Source organism: Mesorhizobium sp. M0938, from assembly GCF_040319125.1.
GTDB classification, from domain to species: domain Bacteria; phylum Pseudomonadota; class Alphaproteobacteria; order Rhizobiales; family Rhizobiaceae; genus Mesorhizobium; species Mesorhizobium robiniae.
Genome location: NZ_JAMYNS010000019.1, coordinates 55,788 through 74,229 on the forward strand (window position 1 = coordinate 55,788; position 18,442 = coordinate 74,229).

Genomic DNA, 18,442 nt, shown 5'->3' on the forward strand with positions numbered 1-18,442 from the left:
CTTGGGACAAATGGGTCATATGGCGGCCACGGCGGCCGCCGCATTTTCGATGGATGCCTTCCAGCGTGCCTTGCCGTTGAGGACGTGATCGAGCCCACGCTGCCGAGCGAGCTCGACGTCGCCGCGCTCAATCGCGTCGGCGATGCTGCGATGCTCCAGATTGGTCTGCTCCGGCGATGACAGCGAGCGCCGCAGGACATGAGTTTCCCGGATCAGGTCGTTGTAGACGCGGCGCGCACAGGAATGATCGGCGATACGGCCGATCAGTTCGTGGAACGCAAGGTTGATCTCGTAGTAGCGCACGATCCTGCCGGCGGCGATCGCCGCATCCATGTCGGCTATCAGGCGCTTGAGCTTTGCCGCTTCGGCTTCGGTACGCCGTTCCGCTGCCCGCGCGCACATCAGCCCGGTGAGCAACGAGCGCACGTCGTAGTTTTCGGCAATCTCGCGGTGGGACATTTCGCGGACGAAGACGCCGCGCGCCGGAATAGAGACGAGAAGGCCTGCCTCGACAAGTGCCCGCGTCGCCTCGCGCACCGGCGCTCGGCTCACGGCCATCTGCCCGGCAAGCACCGCCTCGTTGATCCTGCTGCCGGGCTGTATGTCCCCCGTGAGGATCATCCGTTCTATTTCGCTGTAGACGCGAGCGCTCAGGCTTTCGGATCGTTCGATCGGTCTTGCTGCAAATGTCACGTCTTCGCCCTCGGTTCGCTGTCGCCTGTCAACTGTAAACTGTCGACAGAAGCAGGCGCAAGCACCCAGTCAGCACCGGATTCCTGGGCTATCCGATGGAGACGGCGATGCAGGCCGGGCCCGATGGGAATGCCTGTCTCCTCACGCTCGGCGCGGACCTTGCGCTCCGGGTCGCCGGCCACTTGGACAGGTTTTAGCGGGTCCACGGGGGGTGTTGCGCGCAGATCATCGCAGAAACGGGCAACGTCGGCGCGGAAGTCTGCAATCGGACGGAACAAGGCGGGGTTGATGGCCATGAAGAAGTGGCCGACATCGAGGCCCCATGGCTGTTTCGAATGGTTGGGATCGGTGATCAGTGTGGAGCCGGACAGGCACGAGGCGAGGATATTGACCATCGCAGCCAGCCCGTAACCCTTATAGCCGGCGCTCTCCGCCGCGCCGCCCAGCGGCGACAGGAAGCCTCCCTCCATCACCGCTTTAGGGTCGAGCGTCGGCACGCCCTTCGCGTCCATGCCCCAGCCCGACGGCATGAGTTGGCCTTCGACGATCTTGTTCCGGACCTTGCCGGACGCCACGGTCGTCGTGGCCATGTCGAGCACGAAGGGCCGGCCGGGCTCGGCGGGGGCGGCGAAGGACCACGGGTCGGTGCCGAAGCGCGCCGCCGCACCGCCCGTCGGCGGAACCCGAATGCCGAATACGCTGGTGGCGGCGATGCCAATCAGATCGTGATCGGTGGCCTTGGTGGTGAAGTAGCCCAGCGCGCCGAAATGACCGGAATTGCGGACCGACACAACGCCGACGCCGGCTGCCCTTGCCTTGGCGATCGCGATTTCCATCGCCCGTATGGCGGGATCGTGGCCGAGGCCGCCGTCCCCGTCGAGCAGCGCGCTGACCGCCGTCTCCTGCACGATTGCGGGCTTCGACTGGAAGTTGATCGGCCGCGTCTGCCGTCGTTCGTTGTATTCGACCAACAGCGCGATGCCGTGGCTTTCGAGGCCATGGAGATCGGCCCAGGCCAGCACGTCCGCCGATTTCTCCGCCTTCTCCGCAGGCATGCCCCAGGCGCGGAAAATGCTCATCGCCTGACGGCGGTGCGTCTCGAAATCATGCCTCATCCTGACCTCCCGGGAAGGCTGCGCCATGATCGACAGCCGTCCGACGATCAAGAATAAGGATTCGACCGATCGAAAAACAATGTCAGCTTCAATTGATTCAGACGATAGTTTTTCTTGATTCCAGAAAGCGGATGACAACGACGTTGATGCGTCTGTGAATGCCCCGTTTGAATGCAAGATAACCGACATCGAGCGGGCTCAACGGCAACCTCGGAAGCCTGGCTCGGCCACGTGCCGCCGATGCGGCCATAGAAGGTTTTCGCCATTTGCTGATGGCGATGTATGGCAAGACACAGTCGACTCACTACACCAAGAAGGCCAGGCGCAAGCTGATCGCCGGCCGCGCCGCCCACAAACGGCTCTTCACGGCGGAACAAAAATGGACGAAATTGTCCCACCGGAACAGGCGGTTGAAGAAAGTGGGGCAAAAACAGCCGAAAACCGAGTAAAATCAGCGCCAGAAAACAGGGTGGTGCCCCTAGCCGGGATCGAACCAGCACTCCTTGCGGAACTCGATTTTGAGTCGAGCGCGTCTACCAATTCCGCCATAGGGGCTCAGGCCGGGCGGCCTGGATGGGCGCGGACTATACGGTTGGAGGCCTGTTCGTCAACTGGCCAATTCCCGGCATACGGCCTTCGCTCCACCCCAGCCTTTCGATTTCGTGAAGCAGCGGCCATTGTGCGGCGCGAAAATTCTTTCTAGACAGGCGGCGCGTAAAAGCGCGTCGCGTCTGGAGAGATTCATGTGGCGCGCTTTTGGTCTTTGTTTGTGCATGTCCTTATCCCAAAGCCGCTGCGCTGTTTGGGCGACATACATTAGGGGTGCCGATGCTTCGCGGACTTTACGACTGGACTTTGTCGCTGGCGGCAAAGAAATCCGCCGAATGGTGGCTGGCCTTCATCGCTTTCGTCGAAAGCTCCGTGTTCCTGGTGCCGGCCGACGTACTGTACCTGCCAATGGCGCTGTCGCGGCCGGATCGCGCCTATCGCTATGCACTGATCGCCACGCTGGCATCCGTTCTGGGCGGTATCGCCGGCTGGTATATCGGCCACTATGCCTATGACGCGGTGGCCAAGCCGGTCCTGGAATTCTACGGCAAGTATGACGACTTCGAGGCGCTGCGCGTCTCGTCGGGCATCGGCTTCATCATCCTGATGCTGATCACCTCCGGCCTCGCCCATTTGCCGCCGATCAAGGTGGTGACGATCCTGTCCGGCGTCATCGGCGTCAATCTCCTGCTGTTCATCGTGCTGGCGGTCGTGGCGCGCGGCGCCCGTTTTCTTTTTCTCGCCTGGCTGCTGCGCCGCTACGGCGAACCGATCCGCGAGTTCATCGAAAAGCGCCTTGGCCTGATTGCGGGCGCCGCTGCCGCCGCCCTGATTTCGCTCTATATCGTCGTCAAATACGCCTTTTGAGCGAGAATGGCCGGTAGATCGATGACAGCAATCGTGAATGCCGACACTGGACGCCAGCGCATGCGGACGGCGTTGTTCCTCGCCGTCGCCATGGCCGCCACCGTCGGCTCGGCGCTGGCCTTCCAGTATCTGGGCGGCTACATCCCGTGCAAGCTTTGCCTGGAGCAACGCATCCCCTATTATATCTGCGTGCCGCTGATGCTGTTGGCGGCGCTTGCGTCGGCGCTCCACGCCCCCGCATGGGTAACCCGTAGCCTGCTGGCCATCGGCGGCCTGCTGATGGTCTACGGCGTCTATCTCGGCGTCTATCACTCCGGCGTCGAATGGGCATGGTGGCCGGGGCCGACCGACTGTGCGGCGACGGTAGGACCGGTGGACACCGGCGGCAAGGGCGTGCTCGACGCGCTCGACAAATTCGTGCCGCCCTCCTGCGACAAGGCGGCGCTGCGCATCCTCGGCCTGTCGCTGGCCGGCTGGAACGCCATCGCCAGTCTTGTCCTGGCAATCATAGCCTTCCGCGGTGCGCTTGCCCGCGACTGAGCTACTGAGCCGACGCGAGATCGTTCAAGAATTCGGCAGGCTGAGTCGTATGAAGTGATTTTCGAGAACCGGAGCGGAGCGGACATTTAAGTCCGTGAGCACCGGAAGCGCAGAAAATCGCTTCAGGCGGCCAGCCTCCCGAATTATCGAACGATCTCAAGGTTCGAGTTCGACATCCCAGTATAGATAATCCATCCAGCTTTCATGCAAATGGTTGGGCGGGAACAGGCGGCCGTTGTTGTGCAGATCATGCACCGTCGGCTGATAGGGCTTCTGCAGCGGCCACATCTTGGCGTGCGCCGGCATCATGCCGCCCTTCCTCAGATTGCAGGGCGAGCAGGCAGCGACGACATTCTCCCACGTCGTCGCGCCGCCGCGATGGCGGGGAATGACATGGTCGAAGGTCAAATCCTCGGGCGTGCCGCAATATTGGCACTGGAAACGGTCGCGCAGGAAGACGTTGAAGCGGGTGAAGGCCGGATGCCTGGACGGCTTCACATAGGCTTTCAGGCTGACGACGCTCGGCAGCTTCATCGAGAAAGTCGGCGACGACACGGCGTGCTCATATTCGGCGACGATATTCACCCGCTCGAGGAACACCGCCTTGATCGCGTCCTGCCACGACCAGAGCGACAGAGGGTAATAGCTGAGCGGACGGTAATCCGCGTTCAGCACCAGCGCTGGAAGCCCATCCGGAGATACGGCAACCGTCACGTCATTGACCTCCTTGGCTCTACAACCGGTCGGCACGGATACTGTAAGCCCGACATGACAGGGATGTGAAGCGCATTGTCGATCAAACGAAGCGCCAAAAATGCGTGATTTTCATGGATTTTTGCGGATTTAGGCAGGGGGTGCAGCATCCCTGCCCTTCAATTCGCGATAATAGGCCCAAAAAAGCCGCGATGCGACCCCTCGCCACGGGCTCCATGATTCGGCCAGTCGGATCAGCTTTTTCTCGGGCGGGCGCGGATCGATGCCGAGCGCGTGGCCGACCGCGCTCTGCAAGGCAACGTCGCGTGCCGGGAAGACATCGGGGTGGCCGGCGGCGAACAAAAGATAGACCTCCGCCGTCCACGGGCCGATGCCCGACACCTTGGTCATGGCCGTGATCGCCTCAGCGGCGTCGAGCAGGCAGAGATGATCGAGATCGAGGCCGTCGACCACCGCCTGGGCGACCGCAATCAGGCCGCGCTGCTTCGGCCGCGACAGACCGGCCTCGCGAAAGATGGCTTCGTCGGCGGCAAGAATGGCTTGCGGCGTCAAGGGATCGACGAGTTTTGTCAGCCGTCCGAAGATGGCGTCGGCGCTGGCGCGGGAAACCTGCTGCGAGACGACGATCGAGGCAAGGCTTCTGAACCCCGGCTCGGAGAGCCGAAGCGGCACCTCGCCGGCCATACCGCGCACCCTTTCGAGGCGTGGGTCGAGCAGACAAAGCGCGTCCAGCCCTTGCGAGATGTCGTCGAGGGTGGCGATGCGTTGCATGCTTGCTTGTTCCCAGCGCAAAATGGCAATTGCTAGCCAGCGCAAAGTAGCAATTGGCGAAAGCGCCTGACAATCCGATTGCCACCTGAGAGATGACACTGCTGACATTCCGCTTCGCGCCGAGCCCGAATGGCGAACTGCATCTCGGCCACGCCTATTCGGTGCTGCTCAATCAGAAATTGGCGAGGGCAACGGGCGGGCGCCTGTTGCTGCGCATCGAGGATATCGACACGACGCGCTGCACGCCGGAATTCGAGGCCGGCATTTTTCGCGATCTGAAATGGCTCGGGCTTGGCTGGGAAGAACCGGTGCGCCGTCAGTCCGAGCATTTCGCCGACTACCGGGCGGCGCTCGATCGGCTGATCAGGGAAGAGCTCGTCTACCCGGCCTTCATGAGTCGTGGTGATATCAGAGCCTTCATTGCCGACAGCGAAAAGCGCGGGCGCGACTGGCCGCGCGATCCGGACGGCGTGCCGCTCTATCCCGCCGTCGACAAGGCGTTGCCGACCAGGGAACGCAGGCGCCGGATTGCGGAGAATGCACCCTTCGCCTGGCGGCTGGATGTCGGCGCTGCGGTGGCGCGCGTCTGCAAGAACCTGGCATGGATGGAATTTTCGGATGAGAGGCTTTCCGCGACACATACGGTAGACGCCCGGCCGCAGGACTGGGGCGACGTGATCGTGGCGCGCCGTGAAATCCCGACCAGCTATCATCTCGCCGTCGTCGTCGACGACGCGCTGCAAGGCATCAACCATGTGGTGCGCGGCCAGGACCTCTATTCCGCCACCGGCGTGCAGCGGCTGCTCCAGGAGATCCTCGGCCTGCCGCAACCAAGCTATTTCCACCACCGTCTCGTCCTCGGTCCGGACGGACGAAAGTTGTCGAAAAGTTTGGGGGATACCGGCCTCGCAGCGTTGCGCGAAGCAGGCGCATCACCGGCCGATGTCAGAAAATTGGTCGAGCTCTGACCCACGAAGCGACATGCCGATCCGCCACGCATTCAATTCGCGTGACGTATGGATCAACCGTTTGGTTTTGCTTGCCAGGTTGAACCACTTTACAGCAATCGCGACAGTCAACCCTCACCGACCACATGGCAGCCTCCGGAAAATGCACAGCATCAAGCGGTTCATCCCCGCCTCCTTCGTCGTCCTGTGGGCGACCGGCTTTATCGGTGCGCGATACGCCATGCCATGGGCGGAACCCTTCACCTTTCTCGCCGCACGCTTCGTTCTGGCGGCGATCCTGCTGGCCGTTCTGATGATCGTTCTCGGCTCGAGGAGAGCCACCCGCGCCGAGGCGCTTCACGCCACAGGCGCCGGCATCCTGATGCATGGCGTCTATCTCGGCGGCGTGTTCTGGGCCATTCACAGGGGCATGCCGGCCGGGCTTTCGGCCCTGATCGTCGGGTTGCAGCCGCTGATCACGGCGGTACTCGCCGGCAGGTTTCTCGGCGAAGCCATCCTGCCGCGGCATTGGGCGGGACTCGCTGTCGGACTTGCCGGCGTGGTTATCGTGCTTTGGCCGAAGCTCGGAACGCTCGGCGGCGGCGTGACGACTGAGACGCTTGCCGCCTCGCTTGTCTCGGTGCTTGGCATGAGCGCCGGCACGATCTGGCAGAAGCGCTTCGCCTCCGGCGGCGATCTCGTCGCGGCCACCAAATGGCAATATGTCGGCGGCGCCTCGGTCATGGTCTTGGCCTCGCTCGCTTTCGAGACGCGAACGGTCATCGTCAACGGCGAGCTGATCTTTGCCATGGCGTGGCTGGTGCTGGTGCTGTCGATCGGCGCCATCTTCCTGTTGATGGTGATGATCCGCGACGGCGAGATGTCAAAAGTCGCTTCGCTGTTCTATCTGGTTCCGGCCGTCACCGCGGTCATCGCCTGGATATTGTTCGGCGAGCAGTTGAACCTGGTCCAGATCGTCGGCATGGCGATCGCGACGCTCGGCGTCGGGCTGGCAACCGCTCAGCCGGCCAAAGCATGATCCCGAACCGAAGGTCAGCGTAGCAAAAAGTGGGAACCGGTTTTCGGAGAAGATCAAGCTCACTAAGAATCAGCCAACGCGGGCGCGTGCCTCCAGATAGCGGCTGATCGCGGCATTGAGCTCACCGCCGAGGATGAAGATCGCCGAGACCATATAGAGGAAGACGACCGCGACCATGATCGAAGCAAGACCGGCATAGGTCGTCACATACGACGAGAAACGGTCGAGATAGGCGGCGAAGATGGTCGACCCAATGAGCCAGGCAATCAGCGTGAAGATAATGCCCGGTATGATCGAGACGAAGCGGCGCTTGCCCGCCGGCAGCCAGTAATGCACCGCGAACAGCCCACCGACGATGACGGCGGAGGCAATGGTGTAACGCCACAGAGTGATCGTTCCCATATAGGGCTTTATCCATTCGAAATTGGCCTCCGCCAGCCGCGCCAGTAAGGGCGCGAAGACCAGAAGCACGCTGATCATCAGAAAACCCGCCGTGGCAATCAGCACGAAGACGATGCTCTGCACCCGGCGGTAGATGATGCCGCGCGTTTCGGAGACGCGGTAGGCGCGGTTGAGCGAGGTGCGCAGCGCCTCGATGCCGTTCGAGGCAAAGAAGGCGGCGAGCAGCACGCCATAAGTCAACAGGTCGGTGCGCCGCACGGTAAGCACATTGAGCACTTCGCGCGCGATCGGCTTGGCGATCTGCTCGGGCCAGGTATCGAAGACGATATGCACGGCCGTGTCGGCAAAAGCCTGTGCACCGAAGAAGCTGGCGAGCGTCGTGGCGAAAATCAGAAAGGGGAAAAGTGCCATCAGCGCCGTGATCGCCAAGTGACTGGCCATTGCCCAGCCATCGTCTGCGTTGAAATGGCCGAGCGCATCATAGAGCACGCGTTTGAGGGCTACGATCTTCCGCAACAAGAACCGCGTTCCCTTCGATTGTCTCGACGCCGCGAATATGGGAAGGGATTGCAGCAAATGGCAAGCCTAGGTCAAACCGCGGCTCCTCCCGGAGAAGAGTTGCGCACCATCATCGTCACCGGTGCCTCTTCCGGGATAGGCGCCTATTGCGCCCGGGCGCTGAAGGCGGAAGGCTGGCGGGTCTTCGCGACGGCGCGCCAGCCTGCGGATATAGCGGCCCTCGAAGCCGATGGCATCGAAGCCTTCTTTCTGGACTACCGCGAGGCGGGATCGATCGAGACGCTGGTAGCGTCGGTGCTGGAGCGCACGGGCGGACAGCTCGATGCCCTATTCAACAACGGCGCCTACGCACAGCCCGGCGCCGTAGAGGACCTGCCGGTCGCAGCACTCAGGGAGCAATTCGAGGCTAATGTCTTCGGCTGGCATGACCTCACCCGTCGTGTCGTGCCGGTTATGCGCCGCCAGGGCGGCGGTCGTCTCGTCCACTGCTCCTCGATCCTCGGCCTGGCGCCGCTGCGCTTTCGCGGCGCCTATTCGGCATCCAAGCACGCGATCGAAGGGTTGATGCTGTGCATGCGTCAGGAACTCCAGGGCAGCGGCATCCATGTCTCGCTGATCGAGCCGGGGCCGGTGACATCGAAGATCGCCAGTAACGGCCTTGTGTGGTTTCTCAGGAATATCGACCATGAGAATTCCGTCCACCGCCTCGCCTACGAGGCGCAGTTGCAGCGCCTGCGAGCCGGCGGCAGCACATCACGGCTGAAGCCGGGACCGGAGGTGGTTCATGCGGCCTTGCGCCATGCGCTTCTGTCGCGGCGCCCGCGACCGCATTATGTGGTAACGGTGCCGGCCAGGATCGGCGTGATCCTCAAACGCATCCTGCCGGCAGCGATGCTCTACCGCCTGCTTGCCAAACGCGCCTGAACGCAATCGACTGGAAACACACTATGGCAACCGTCTTCAACGTCCTCGCTGTCCTGGTCATGGTCGCCGTGGTGATCGTGCTGATCCGCGGCCTCATCAACATGATGCGCGGCGGCTCCGGCATGACCTCGAACAAGCTGATGCAGACGCGCGTGCTGCTGCAGTTCGTGGCATTGGTGCTGATCATGCTGGCCGTCTGGTTCACCCGCAAATAAAGGCGACCTGCGATTTCGGGAGGCAGAGCGTGGTCAAGCTCAACAAGATCTACACCCGCACCGGCGACCACGGCACCACCGGCCTCGGCACCGGCGAACGTCGGCTGAAATCCGATCTGCGCATCGACGCCTATGGCACGATCGACGAAGCCAACGCCTGCATCGGCATGGCCCGCATCCACACCGCGGTCACACATCCGGTGATCGACGCGATGCTCGGCCGCATCCAGAACGATCTTTTCGATCTCGGCGCCGATCTGGCGGTGCCGGACGACGGCAAGCCGCTCGACTACGAACCGCTGCGCATCATTGCCTCGCAGACCGAGCGGGTCGAAAAAGACATCGACCTGCTTAACAAGGACCTGCAGCCGCTCAAATCCTTCGTGCTCAATGGCGGCACGCCGGCGGCGGCTGCCCTTCACCTCGCCCGCACCGTGGCACGGCGGGCCGAGCGCATCATGGTGGCTTTGACGCAAGACCCAGGCGAGCCTGTCAACCGCGAGGCGATAAGATACGTCAATCGCGTATCGGACTTTCTGTTTGTTGCCGCACGCGCGGTCAATGACAATGGAAACGCCGACGTGCTATGGGTTCCCGGCAAGAACCGCTGAATCCGCCGAGGCGGGAGGGGTCCGATGTTTGTCCCGCTCTACGACACCAACAAGCTGCGGCACATCAGGCTGCAATATGTCACGATCGGTCTGATCGCGCTCAATACGCTCATCTACCTCGTCACCGCGCTTGCCGGCGAAAATTTCGCGAACGCCGCGGTGCTGGGCCTCGGCTACATTCCGTCCGTCGTACACGACAGCGTCGAACTGGCGCCGCAGTTTGTCGTCATCCCCGAGAGCTTGAGCTACGTCACCTATTCCTTCCTGCACGCCGATATTTTCCACCTTGGCGGCAACATGCTGTTCCTCTGGGTGTTCGGCGACAATGTGGAAGACGCGCTTGGCCACATCCGCTTTCTCGTCTTCTACCTGCTCTGCGCCATCGCCGGCGCCTTCTTCCAGGGCCTGATCGCGTGGGATTCGCAGGTTCCGCTGATCGGCGCCTCCGGCGCCATTGCCGGCGTGGTCGCCGCCTATTTGATCCTCTATCCCCGCGTGAAAGTATGGGTTCTGGCCTTCGCCCGCATCCCGCTGCGCATCCCGGCCTTCATCCCGCTCATCCTGTGGATCCTGTTTCAGATCGTGATGTTCGCCGCAGGTGGCGAGGATCAGGTGTCCTGGGCCTGTCATGTCGGCGGCATCATCGCCGGTGCCGTGCTGGTGCTCATCTTGCGCAACCGCGCCGTACCACTGCTTGCCGGCGCTGATGAAGAGGCATTGGTGGTGGCCGGCGAGGTGCCTGTTGCCGCAGACCCGGCGCCAAACGACCCGCAGCCTGCGCAGCCGGCGCCGCGCTGGGGACGGGGAAGCGCCTCCAATCCGGACTGAACCGATTTGAGTGCGCCGCGGACGATTTGGGCGCTGCCCAGATATTGACGTGCGGGGTCGCCGCAACTACGGAAGCTTTCCCACACTAGGCGGTCGGAGACCAGAATTCCGTCCGGAATGTCGGCTTTCGACAACTCTGAAGGGGCGCGCGCTGCTATAGCGCGCTCAATTTATCTTGGAAGAGGTTGCTATCGTGAAAGAGGTGACAGGCAAATGAAGATCCTTGTGCCCGTGAAGCGGGTTGTGGATGCGAATGTGAAGGTTCGTGTGAAAGCTGACGGTTCGGCGGTGGAACTCGCCAACGTCAAGATGGCGATGAACCCGTTCGACGAGATCGCGGTCGAAGAGGCGATCCGGCTGAAGGAGGCCGGCAAAGCCGAGGAGATCATCGTTGTCTCGATCGGCCCGCAGCAGGCGCAGGAAACCTTGCGCACCGCACTCGCCATGGGCGCCGACCGCGCCATCCTGGTCAAGACCGACGAACAGACCGAGCCGCTGGGTGTCGCCAAGGTGCTCAAGGGCGTGGTCGAGGCGGAAAAGCCCGGTCTCGTCATTCTCGGCAAGCAAGCGATCGACGACGATTCCAACCAGACCGGCCAGATGCTGGCCGCACTTCTGGGCTGGGCCCAGGGCACTTTTGCTTCCAAGGTCGTTATCGACGGCGACAAGGCCAAGGTGACGCGCGAGGTCGATGGTGGCCTGCAGACGGTGGAGCTGAAGATGCCGGCGATCGTCACCGCGGATCTTCGCCTCAACCAGCCGCGCTATGCCTCGCTGCCCAACATCATGAAAGCCAAGAAGAAGCCGCTCGACGAGAAGAGCCCCGCCGACTACGGCGCCGACGTCAAGCCGCGCCTCAAGGTCATCAAGACCGAGGAGCCGGGCGGCCGCAAGGCGGGTGTCAAGGTCAAGAGCGTCGCCGAACTGGTCGATAAGCTAAAAAACGAAGCCGGCGTTCTGTAAGGAAATCCGATGAGGCCGGCCTGCAAACGGCCGGTTTCTCCGCTTCCGGTGCTCACGTACTGAAGTACGCTCCGCTCCGGTTCTCGAAACCAACCGTTTTCGACTCGGCCTGACCGGATTTCAGGTGCCTCGAAGACGAAAGTCAGGAAACCATCAATGGCTATTCTTCTGATTGCCGAACACGACAATGCGACGCTTTCCGACCAGACCGCCAAGGCGCTGTCGGCGGCACTGCAGATCGGCTCGGACGTGCATGTGCTGGTTGCCGGCAAGGGCGCCAAGCCGGCAGCGGACGCCGCCGCCAAGCTCAAGGGCGTGAGCAAGGTGCTGCTGGCCGAAGCTGACGAGCTCACCGAGCGTCTCGCCGAACCGCTGGCCGCACTCGTCGTGTCGCTGGCAGGCGCCTATGACACGATCATCGCGCCGGCAACCTCGTCGGGCAAGAATGTCGCGCCGCGCGTGGCAGCCCTGCTCGATGTCGCGCAGGTGTCCGAGATCATCGAAGTGGTGTCATCAGACACATTCAAGCGGCCGATCTATGCCGGCAACGCCATCCAGACGGTGCAGTCGGGCGATGCCAAGAAGGTCATCACCGTGCGCACCGCCTCCTTCCAGGCAGCACCCGAAGGTGGTTCCGCCCCGGTCGAGACGGTTCAGGCAGCTGCCAATCCCGCGCTGTCGAGCTTCGTCGAGAACAGACTTTCCGAAACCGACCGACCGGAGCTGACTTCGGCCAAGATCATCATCTCGGGCGGTCGCGCGCTGGGCTCTTCGGAGAAATTCCAGGAAGTCATCCTGCCGGTCGCCGACAAGCTCGGCGCCGCCGTCGGTGCTTCTCGCGCCGCCGTCGATGCCGGCTACGCGCCGAACGATTGGCAGGTCGGCCAGACCGGCAAGGTGGTCGCCCCCGATCTCTACATCGCCGTCGGCATCTCCGGCGCCATCCAGCATCTTGCTGGCATGAAGGATTCGAAGGTCATCGTCGCCATCAACAAGGACGAGGAAGCGCCGATCTTCCAGGTTGCCGACTACGGCCTCGTCGGCGACCTCTTCGTCATTCTGCCGGAACTGCAAAAGGCGCTTTGACGCATTCTGCCAAAGCGTATTAAATTGTGAAGGGTGGGGTAGACGAAGTCGCCCCGCCCTTTTAGTTTGCACCGCACAAAAAGCAGGCCGCAAAGGCCTTTTGACGGGATCGGTGTAATGAGCAAGATCGAGACGATCGGCATCATCGGCGCGGGCCAGATGGGCGGCGGCATCGCCCATGTGTCGGCGCTTGCCGGCTATAAGGTACTGGTCTACGACATCTCACCCGACCGCATCGAAAAGGGCATCGCCACGATCAGCGGCAACATGGCCCGCCAGGTCGGTTCCGGCAAGCTCGAGGAAAAACTGCGTAACGACGCAATGGCGCGCATTTCGGCAGCGCCCACCATGGCCGACCTCGCGGGTGCCGATCTGGTGATCGAAGCAGCGACCGAGGACGAGACGGTCAAACGCAAGATCTATGCCCAGCTCTGCCCGCAGCTCAATCCCGAAGCCATCCTGGCGACGAACACCTCATCGATCTCGATCACACGCCTTGCCGCGCAGACCGACAGGCCGGAACGTTTTATCGGCATCCATTTCATGAATCCGGTTCCACTGATGAAGCTGGTCGAACTGGTGCGCGGCATCGCCACCGAGGACCAGACCTTCGAGGCGGCGAAGGCCTATGTGAACCATCTCGACAAGACGATCACCGTCTCGGAGGATTTCCCGGCCTTCATCGTCAATCGCATCCTGCTGCCGATGATCAACGAGGCGATCTATACGCTCTATGAGGGGGTCGGCTCGGTCGACGCGATCGACACCGCCATGAGGCTCGGCGCCAACCATCCGATGGGACCGCTGCAGCTTGCCGACTTCATCGGCCTCGACACCTGCCTGTCGATCATGCAGGTGCTGCATGACGGCCTGTCGGATTCGAAATACCGCCCCTGCCCGCTGCTGGTGAAATATGTCGAGGCCGGCTGGCTCGGCCGCAAGACCGGGCGCGGCTTTTACGATTATCGCGGCGAGCATCCCGTTCCGACGCGCTGACCGGCGATACGAGCCAACCGACATCGCGCGCGGTCGCCCTGAGTGAACACCATGCGGCTGTTCTGTCGACAGCTTCGTGGCCGCGGATCGAAGACCGCATCGGGGCCGAAAGCGGTCGGTCGGCTTGCGTTGCAGGGATAACGATAGCGGACATGCAACCTGCAAGGCCCGATGTCGTGGCCTGGCCCATTCCAGACCTTCCGGTGCATGCACAGCAAAGGGCCTTGCGGCGATACAATGCCTCCGACTTCTGCTACAGTGCATTCCTCGGGCATAGGTGGTCTTAAAGAACGCCGTCGAGGATCGCAAGCTTGCTGCCATTCTTGCTGCCGATGTGGTGGGCTACTCCGCGCTGATGGAGCGTGACGGACAAGCAGGCGGCCGACGCGCGCATGTGGGCCGGGGTCCATTTTCGCTCCGATGTGGTTGCGGCCCAAAAGATCGGTGAGGGTGTGGCCGAGCAGGTCATAGCGTTCGCGGTTCCACCGCCCCAGCGGTGGGCGCGACGCTCGCCTTCGGTTAGGGGCTCCCTAAGCACTACGGAGCCCTAGATTCCGTAGTGCTTAGCCCAGAGCTATCGGAAAAAGGTGGCCGAAGCGCACGGGGAGAGTCGGATTGTCAACCGAGCATGTAGAGCGGCGACTTACGGCCATTCTAGCGGCCGACATCTCCAGCTACAGCCGGCTGATGGGCAACGACGAGGAAGGTACGCTCGCCCAGTTGAAGGCGCATCGGCGTGCTCTGGTCGACCGAAAGATCAACGAACACCGCGGGCGGATTGTCAAGACCACCGGCGATGGGATGCTTGTCGAGTTCGCGAGTGTGGTCGAGGCCGTGCGCTGTGCCGTCGAGATCCAGCGCGGCATGGCGGAACGCAATGTCGCGGTGCCGGCAGGACAACGTATCGAGTTCCGCGTCGGCATCAATGTCGGCGACATCATCATCGAGGATGACGACATTTTCGGGGATGGCGTCAACGTGGCGGCTCGCCTGGAGGGGCTCGCGGAGCCTGGCGGCATCTGCGTCTCGGGCCGCGTGCAGGAAGACGTGCAAGGCAAGCTCGACATCGCCTTTGAGGATCTCGGCGAACAGAAGCTCAAGAACATCGCTCGGCCGGTGCGCGCCTTTCGCGTGCGGCTCGACGCCACGGCCGCTCCGGCGCACGCCGGCTGGCGCCGGGGATTGTTCGCCGCTCTGGCTCTGATGATTTTGCTTATTGTAGGCGCGCTGTGGGCCGGTCTTGCTTCTGAGTGGAAATTTCTCAGCATTCTGCGCTCTGGCGATCAATTCACAAAAAGTGCTGAACTCAGCACGAAACCCGCGATCGCCATTCTCCCGTTCCTGAACCAGAGCGACGATTCGGCTCGTCAGTATTTCGCGGATGGATTGACGCAGGATATCATCAACGCACTGGGTCGGTTCTCCGCGCTGACCGTGATGTCGTGGAACGCTGTCTTCCCCTACAAGGGAAAGCCCGCAAGCCCGGAGGAGATCGGCCGCGGTCTCGCCGTGAGCTATCTGGTCGAAGGCAGCGTCCGCCAGACCGGCGACCGCGTGCGGGTCATCGCGCAACTCGTCGACACAAGGCAGGGACGGGTGATTTGGTCTGCACGCTTCGAGGAGGCGCTGGCGGACGTGTTCGCGCTGCAGGACAAAATTGTCACTCGCATCGTCAGAGTCCTGGCGATTCGCGTGACCCAGATCGAACAAAATCGGGTGTTCGCGAAGCCAACCGAAAATCTCGCAGCCTATGATTACGTGCTGCGCGCCAGGCCGGCACTGCAGAGCCCGACGCATGCAAACAATGTGGAGGCGCGCGCCCTGCTCAGACGCGCCATCGAGCTTGACCCGAACTACGCTGCTGCATATGCGGCACTTGCCGAAACCTATCACATTGCCAGCTCGATGGGCTGGGCGGAATCGCCAACCGCCTTCCTGAGCCGTGCCGAGGAACTGGCAGTCAAGGCGCTGAGCCTTGATGATTCCGACGTGCGCGCGCGCATCACTCTCGGCCACATCCACCTCTTTCGTCAGAGATACAACCAGGCAGAGGTTGAGATCGAGCGCGCCATTGCGATCAATCCGAACGATGCTCACGGCCTCGCCGGGCGCGGCACCATCCTGTTGTGGCTGGGACAGACGGATGCGGCGATCGAGGCCTTGGAGCAGGCGCAGCGTATCGACCCCGATCTCAATGCGATCGATCGCTTTGCGCTGAGCCTGGCCTACTATCTGAAACGGCGTTACGACGCGGCGATCGAACAGGCGGAACTTAGTCTTCGAACAACCGCAGGCGCGAACTTCAGCCGTATCCTGCTGGCGGCCGCCTATGCACAAGACGGTAGAGCGGAGGACGCTGCGCGTGTCGTGACGATGATACGCCGCATCGACCCAACCTTCGACCCGCAGGAGTTCGGAACCAAGCTTCTAAGCTCTGGCGATCTCGAACATCTGCGCGACGGATTCCGCAAGGCCCGCCTCTACCCCGTCACAGGCGACCTGCCACCGGCCGAGAGAATGAACCGCTAATGTCCTTGAAGTAGCGCGCGGTTCTGGTTGGCCTTCGCGATGTTCGCAGCAAGGTCCTGCTGGAAGAGGGCGGGTCCCATCGGGGCCGGTTTGCCGAAAATATAAAGCTTTCCGTCGCTGATCAGCCAGTTCTCCGGGTTGGCCTCGTCGAGCTCGCCCAGGGCCAGCGCCATTGCACAAAAATTTCCGAACTCTGGCGCATAGCGAACAGGATCGACCTTGAAAAGCTCGCGATGCTCGGCGTTCGCGAAGAGGTAGCGGTGCTCATCCCATTCGTACTCGATCTCCGGCAGCCCGCGCGTGGGGCTTCCGAGGGTGAAATAGGCGACCGGGTCATAACCCTTGATCGCCAGCGGAACCGCTTCCGTGGCAAAAGAGGGCATCGAGGTCGCGAACAGGGCGGCTGTGACCGCCAGAACGAGGCGAATGGCATTTCGCCGAGAGACATTGTGCATGGCGAATTCCCTGATTTGACCGTCACGGGCCGCTACCAGCCCCGCGGCAAGCGAAGCCGTCTGCATCATTCCGTTCGGGCACTAATTATCGCTCTTGTAGCGCTCGGCCGCAACACGTTTCGGAGATTTTCGGAGTTCGAGTATGGTGAGGCCGGCGCCCATTGCAGGGGCGCTGGCCTCCATTCTTCGTCTGCTAAGTCCGCGGCGGCGACCTCCAGAAGGGTCGTCCGCTTCCAGGCGGTGGCAAAGCCGCCCTCAACAGCCGAGATCGGCGCAGGGCTGCCATTCAGAATCTGACGTGTGGGTGTCGCCTTCGGGTCAGGGCGTGAATTCGGCACGGGCGAACGGACTTCCGCAACGGGTCGAACCAGGTCATTCAGAATGAATGAGTTTTGACCTTAGAGCATCACGGTCTCGGCTCGCGGGCCGTCGCTACCAGCGCACGAAAAGCCGCCCGCCGAGCGCGCCAAGTCCGGTGAGGATGGCAATCGCCATCGTGTACCAGGTGGCGACGAAAAGCGGCGAGTCGTCGATGCAATGTGCGGCATAGAAGGTTGCCGCCAGCCCACCGGCGAGCAGGCCCGCCACCGTTCCCGCAAGCACCGGCCGCGTCGGCGCGCCATAGCGCAGCACCGCGATGAAGACGACAAGCGGACCGATACCGATCAACGGAATGGAGGCCAGGCAGATGACCATGTTGCGGCCGACCAGCCGCGCGCCCCAGTCGGCCGCAGGCACGGAAAGAAGTTCCAGAACCACCGCAACGACCACCAGCAGCGGTGCCGCAATCATCCAGGCCGCCGCCTTGCTCGTCGATGCACCGGGTGTGGACAGGGCGCGGATCAAGGCGAACGCGCTGACGGCCAGAGCCGTGGTGAAGACGAACTTGGCGAGGAAGCGCATCGTATGCATGGCGGTCGCGATGTCGGTGCGTGGGCCGATCGTCAGCCAGAAAACCACCGCCGCGATCACGGTAGCCGCACCGGCGGCCAGCCACCAGGCCGAGCCGAGCGGCATCGCGGTGCTGCGGGTATCGGCGTCGAGCGCCTTGATGAGATCGTCGGTCCTCATGTCATTTCCGCCTGAACTGTTTGGCCCGCTCGAATTGTTTGGCCCCGAACCGTTTGGCGATGGCGGCAAGCCCGCGATGCAGCGACACGCGCACCGCCGTCTCGCTGATGCCGAACTTCGCTGCCGTCTCGCCGATGGAACGGCCTTCGACCGACACCGACGAGACCACGGAACGCTGCGCCGGCGGCAGCCCGTCCAGGGCCCGATTGATGTCGCGCTCGCTGACCGTCTCGGTCTCCGGCTCCGCGAAGGTTTCGGCGATGTCGTCGATCTCGATCTCGATGCGCCGGCCGCGCCGCCTGAAGGCGTCGATCAGCTTGAAGCGCGCTATGGCGTAGACCCAGGGCAGCACAGCCAGATCCTGGCGCCAGGTATGCCGTTTCACATGAATGGCCAGCAATGTTTCCTGCACGACGTCCTCGGGATCGATCCCGCCCTGAACGATCTTGCGTCTGATAAACCCTCGAACCAGAGCGGCCGTCCGGCGCAGAAAGTCGGCGTAAGCCTTTTCATCTCCCGCGATCGCGGCCCGCATCAGCCGGGAAAGCTCGGCCTCGTCCTTGCCGTTCACAAGAGTTCACTCCCCGATATTCGCGCCTCCGCGCCGA

At 62.5% G+C, this 18,442-nt stretch carries 22 protein-coding genes, 1 tRNA gene and 1 pseudogene; 15 read left to right on the forward strand and 9 right to left on the reverse strand.

Going from position 1 to position 18,442, the window contains the following annotated elements:
- Window positions 1–15: 15 nt before the first annotated feature.
- Both NKH73_RS26795 and NKH73_RS26800 read right to left on the reverse strand, forming a co-directional pair.
- Window positions 16–693, reverse strand: coding sequence for a GntR family transcriptional regulator (locus NKH73_RS26795; protein ID WP_352937420.1), 678 nt, complete (start codon window positions 691–693; stop codon window positions 16–18).
- Window positions 690–1,808, reverse strand: a complete 1,119-nt coding sequence (locus tag NKH73_RS26800; RefSeq protein WP_352937421.1) for an Ldh family oxidoreductase — start codon at window positions 1,806–1,808, stop codon at window positions 690–692. Before NKH73_RS26800 ends, NKH73_RS26795 begins: the two co-directional genes overlap by 4 nt.
- A gap of 266 nt (window positions 1,809–2,074) precedes the next feature.
- Between NKH73_RS26800 and NKH73_RS26805 the strand changes: the two genes are divergently transcribed.
- Entirely contained in the window at window positions 2,075–2,257 is a 183-nt protein-coding gene (locus tag NKH73_RS26805; protein ID WP_352937422.1) for a hypothetical protein, read from the forward strand.
- 21 nt (window positions 2,258–2,278) lie between these two features.
- Here NKH73_RS26805 and NKH73_RS26810 read toward each other — a convergent pair.
- A tRNA-Leu gene (locus tag NKH73_RS26810) sits at window positions 2,279–2,363 on the reverse strand.
- Between the two features lie 273 nt (window positions 2,364–2,636).
- On the opposite strand from NKH73_RS26810, the gene NKH73_RS26815 reads away from it, so the two are divergent.
- Window positions 2,637–3,224, forward strand: a complete 588-nt coding sequence (locus tag NKH73_RS26815) for a YqaA family protein (protein ID WP_352937423.1) — start codon at window positions 2,637–2,639, stop codon at window positions 3,222–3,224.
- A gap of 21 nt (window positions 3,225–3,245) precedes the next feature.
- Window positions 3,246–3,764, forward strand: coding sequence for a disulfide bond formation protein B (locus NKH73_RS26820; protein ID WP_352937424.1), 519 nt, complete (start codon window positions 3,246–3,248; stop codon window positions 3,762–3,764).
- A gap of 156 nt (window positions 3,765–3,920) precedes the next feature.
- Here NKH73_RS26820 and NKH73_RS26825 read toward each other — a convergent pair whose 3' ends face one another.
- Both NKH73_RS26825 and NKH73_RS26830 read right to left on the reverse strand, forming a co-directional pair.
- Window positions 3,921–4,478 (reverse strand): HNH endonuclease, encoded by a 558-nt coding sequence (locus tag NKH73_RS26825; RefSeq protein ID WP_126034943.1) that lies wholly within the window; start codon window positions 4,476–4,478, stop codon window positions 3,921–3,923.
- 129 nt (window positions 4,479–4,607) lie between these two features.
- Window positions 4,608–5,249 carry a DNA-3-methyladenine glycosylase family protein gene (locus NKH73_RS26830; protein WP_352937425.1) on the reverse strand — a complete coding sequence of 214 codons (642 nt, stop codon included), beginning with the start codon at window positions 5,247–5,249 and terminating at the stop codon, window positions 4,608–4,610.
- A gap of 92 nt (window positions 5,250–5,341) precedes the next feature.
- On the opposite strand from NKH73_RS26830, the gene gluQRS reads away from it, so the two are divergent.
- Together gluQRS and NKH73_RS26840 are read left to right on the forward strand one after the other, a co-directional pair.
- Complete coding sequence (gluQRS, locus tag NKH73_RS26835) at window positions 5,342–6,217, forward strand: tRNA glutamyl-Q(34) synthetase GluQRS (RefSeq protein WP_352937426.1); 876 nt, start codon at window positions 5,342–5,344, stop codon at window positions 6,215–6,217.
- Between the two features lie 142 nt (window positions 6,218–6,359).
- A complete protein-coding gene (locus NKH73_RS26840; protein ID WP_352937428.1) occupies window positions 6,360–7,235 on the forward strand; it encodes a DMT family transporter in 876 nt (291 codons plus the stop codon).
- Window positions 7,236–7,304: 69 nt separating this feature from the next.
- On the opposite strand, the gene NKH73_RS26845 is transcribed toward NKH73_RS26840, so the two are convergent.
- A complete protein-coding gene (locus tag NKH73_RS26845; RefSeq protein WP_352937430.1) occupies window positions 7,305–8,156 on the reverse strand; it encodes a YihY/virulence factor BrkB family protein in 852 nt (283 codons plus the stop codon).
- Between the two features lie 57 nt (window positions 8,157–8,213).
- Between NKH73_RS26845 and NKH73_RS26850 the strand changes: the two genes are divergently transcribed.
- From NKH73_RS26850 to NKH73_RS26890, 10 genes and pseudogenes are all read left to right on the forward strand, one after another.
- Window positions 8,214–9,080, forward strand: coding sequence for an SDR family oxidoreductase (locus NKH73_RS26850; protein ID WP_352937432.1), 867 nt, complete (start codon window positions 8,214–8,216; stop codon window positions 9,078–9,080).
- A gap of 23 nt (window positions 9,081–9,103) precedes the next feature.
- Window positions 9,104–9,295 (forward strand): twin transmembrane helix small protein, encoded by a 192-nt coding sequence (locus NKH73_RS26855; protein ID WP_352937433.1) that lies wholly within the window; start codon window positions 9,104–9,106, stop codon window positions 9,293–9,295.
- Between the two features lie 29 nt (window positions 9,296–9,324).
- Window positions 9,325–9,906, forward strand: coding sequence for a cob(I)yrinic acid a,c-diamide adenosyltransferase (locus tag NKH73_RS26860; protein WP_352937435.1), 582 nt, complete (start codon window positions 9,325–9,327; stop codon window positions 9,904–9,906).
- Window positions 9,907–9,930: 24 nt separating this feature from the next.
- Window positions 9,931–10,734, forward strand: coding sequence for a rhomboid family intramembrane serine protease (locus tag NKH73_RS26865; RefSeq protein ID WP_352937437.1), 804 nt, complete (start codon window positions 9,931–9,933; stop codon window positions 10,732–10,734).
- Window positions 10,735–10,947: 213 nt separating this feature from the next.
- A complete protein-coding gene (locus NKH73_RS26870) occupies window positions 10,948–11,697 on the forward strand; it encodes an electron transfer flavoprotein subunit beta/FixA family protein (protein WP_023797241.1) in 750 nt (249 codons plus the stop codon).
- Between the two features lie 156 nt (window positions 11,698–11,853).
- The gene (locus tag NKH73_RS26875; protein WP_352937438.1) at window positions 11,854–12,783 is read left to right on the forward strand and encodes an electron transfer flavoprotein subunit alpha/FixB family protein; all 930 of its coding nucleotides are present in this window, start codon (window positions 11,854–11,856) and stop codon (window positions 12,781–12,783) included.
- Between the two features lie 117 nt (window positions 12,784–12,900).
- A complete protein-coding gene (locus NKH73_RS26880; RefSeq protein WP_095485986.1) occupies window positions 12,901–13,779 on the forward strand; it encodes a 3-hydroxybutyryl-CoA dehydrogenase in 879 nt (292 codons plus the stop codon).
- A gap of 392 nt (window positions 13,780–14,171) precedes the next feature.
- Window positions 14,172–14,330 (forward strand): hypothetical protein, encoded by a 159-nt coding sequence (locus NKH73_RS32615; RefSeq protein ID WP_502893929.1) that lies wholly within the window; start codon window positions 14,172–14,174, stop codon window positions 14,328–14,330.
- A gap of 136 nt (window positions 14,331–14,466) precedes the next feature.
- Window positions 14,467–14,820 (forward strand): annotated as a pseudogene (locus NKH73_RS26885) (adenylate/guanylate cyclase domain-containing protein); the annotation flags it as partial.
- Between the two features lie 141 nt (window positions 14,821–14,961).
- A complete protein-coding gene (locus NKH73_RS26890; RefSeq protein WP_352937521.1) occupies window positions 14,962–16,308 on the forward strand; it encodes a tetratricopeptide repeat protein in 1,347 nt (448 codons plus the stop codon).
- Here NKH73_RS26890 and NKH73_RS26895 read toward each other — a convergent pair.
- The 3 genes from NKH73_RS26895 to NKH73_RS26905 form a co-directional block, all read right to left on the reverse strand.
- On the reverse strand, window positions 16,305–16,829 hold the full coding sequence (locus NKH73_RS26895; RefSeq protein WP_352937439.1) for a YHS domain-containing (seleno)protein: 525 nt from the start codon (window positions 16,827–16,829) through the stop codon (window positions 16,305–16,307). The genes NKH73_RS26890 and NKH73_RS26895 overlap by 4 nt on opposite strands.
- A gap of 366 nt (window positions 16,830–17,195) precedes the next feature.
- Window positions 17,196–17,834: an NrsF family protein gene (locus tag NKH73_RS26900; protein ID WP_352937441.1), complete on the reverse strand. Its 639-nt coding sequence runs from the start codon at window positions 17,832–17,834 to the stop codon at window positions 17,196–17,198.
- Window position 17,835: 1 nt separating this feature from the next.
- A complete protein-coding gene (locus tag NKH73_RS26905) occupies window positions 17,836–18,405 on the reverse strand; it encodes a sigma-70 family RNA polymerase sigma factor (protein WP_352937443.1) in 570 nt (189 codons plus the stop codon).
- Window positions 18,406–18,442: the final 37 nt, after the last annotated feature.

What these genes read in the sequence shown, in the direction of transcription:
- NKH73_RS26815 (WP_352937423.1), top strand. Translation starts at nt 2,637, where the DNA reads ATGCTTCGCGGACTTTACGACTGGACTTTGTCGCTGGCGGCAAAGAAA.
- NKH73_RS26895 (WP_352937439.1), bottom strand. Translation starts at nt 16,829, where the DNA reads ATGCAGACGGCTTCGCTTGCCGCGGGGCTGGTAGCGGCCCGTGACGGT.
- NKH73_RS26800 (WP_352937421.1), bottom strand. Translation starts at nt 1,808, where the DNA reads ATGAGGCATGATTTCGAGACGCACCGCCGTCAGGCGATGAGCATTTTC.
- NKH73_RS26865 (WP_352937437.1), top strand. Translation starts at nt 9,931, where the DNA reads ATGTTTGTCCCGCTCTACGACACCAACAAGCTGCGGCACATCAGGCTG.
- NKH73_RS32615 (WP_502893929.1), top strand. Translation starts at nt 14,172, where the DNA reads ATGTGGGCCGGGGTCCATTTTCGCTCCGATGTGGTTGCGGCCCAAAAG.
- NKH73_RS26900 (WP_352937441.1), bottom strand. Translation starts at nt 17,834, where the DNA reads ATGAGGACCGACGATCTCATCAAGGCGCTCGACGCCGATACCCGCAGC.
- NKH73_RS26875 (WP_352937438.1), top strand. Translation starts at nt 11,854, where the DNA reads ATGGCTATTCTTCTGATTGCCGAACACGACAATGCGACGCTTTCCGAC.
- NKH73_RS26870 (WP_023797241.1), top strand. Translation starts at nt 10,948, where the DNA reads ATGAAGATCCTTGTGCCCGTGAAGCGGGTTGTGGATGCGAATGTGAAG.
- gluQRS (WP_352937426.1), top strand. Translation starts at nt 5,342, where the DNA reads ATGACACTGCTGACATTCCGCTTCGCGCCGAGCCCGAATGGCGAACTG.
- NKH73_RS26840 (WP_352937428.1), top strand. Translation starts at nt 6,360, where the DNA reads ATGCACAGCATCAAGCGGTTCATCCCCGCCTCCTTCGTCGTCCTGTGG.
- NKH73_RS26850 (WP_352937432.1), top strand. Translation starts at nt 8,214, where the DNA reads ATGGCAAGCCTAGGTCAAACCGCGGCTCCTCCCGGAGAAGAGTTGCGC.
- NKH73_RS26820 (WP_352937424.1), top strand. Translation starts at nt 3,246, where the DNA reads ATGACAGCAATCGTGAATGCCGACACTGGACGCCAGCGCATGCGGACG.
- NKH73_RS26855 (WP_352937433.1), top strand. Translation starts at nt 9,104, where the DNA reads ATGGCAACCGTCTTCAACGTCCTCGCTGTCCTGGTCATGGTCGCCGTG.
- NKH73_RS26880 (WP_095485986.1), top strand. Translation starts at nt 12,901, where the DNA reads ATGAGCAAGATCGAGACGATCGGCATCATCGGCGCGGGCCAGATGGGC.
- NKH73_RS26830 (WP_352937425.1), bottom strand. Translation starts at nt 5,249, where the DNA reads ATGCAACGCATCGCCACCCTCGACGACATCTCGCAAGGGCTGGACGCG.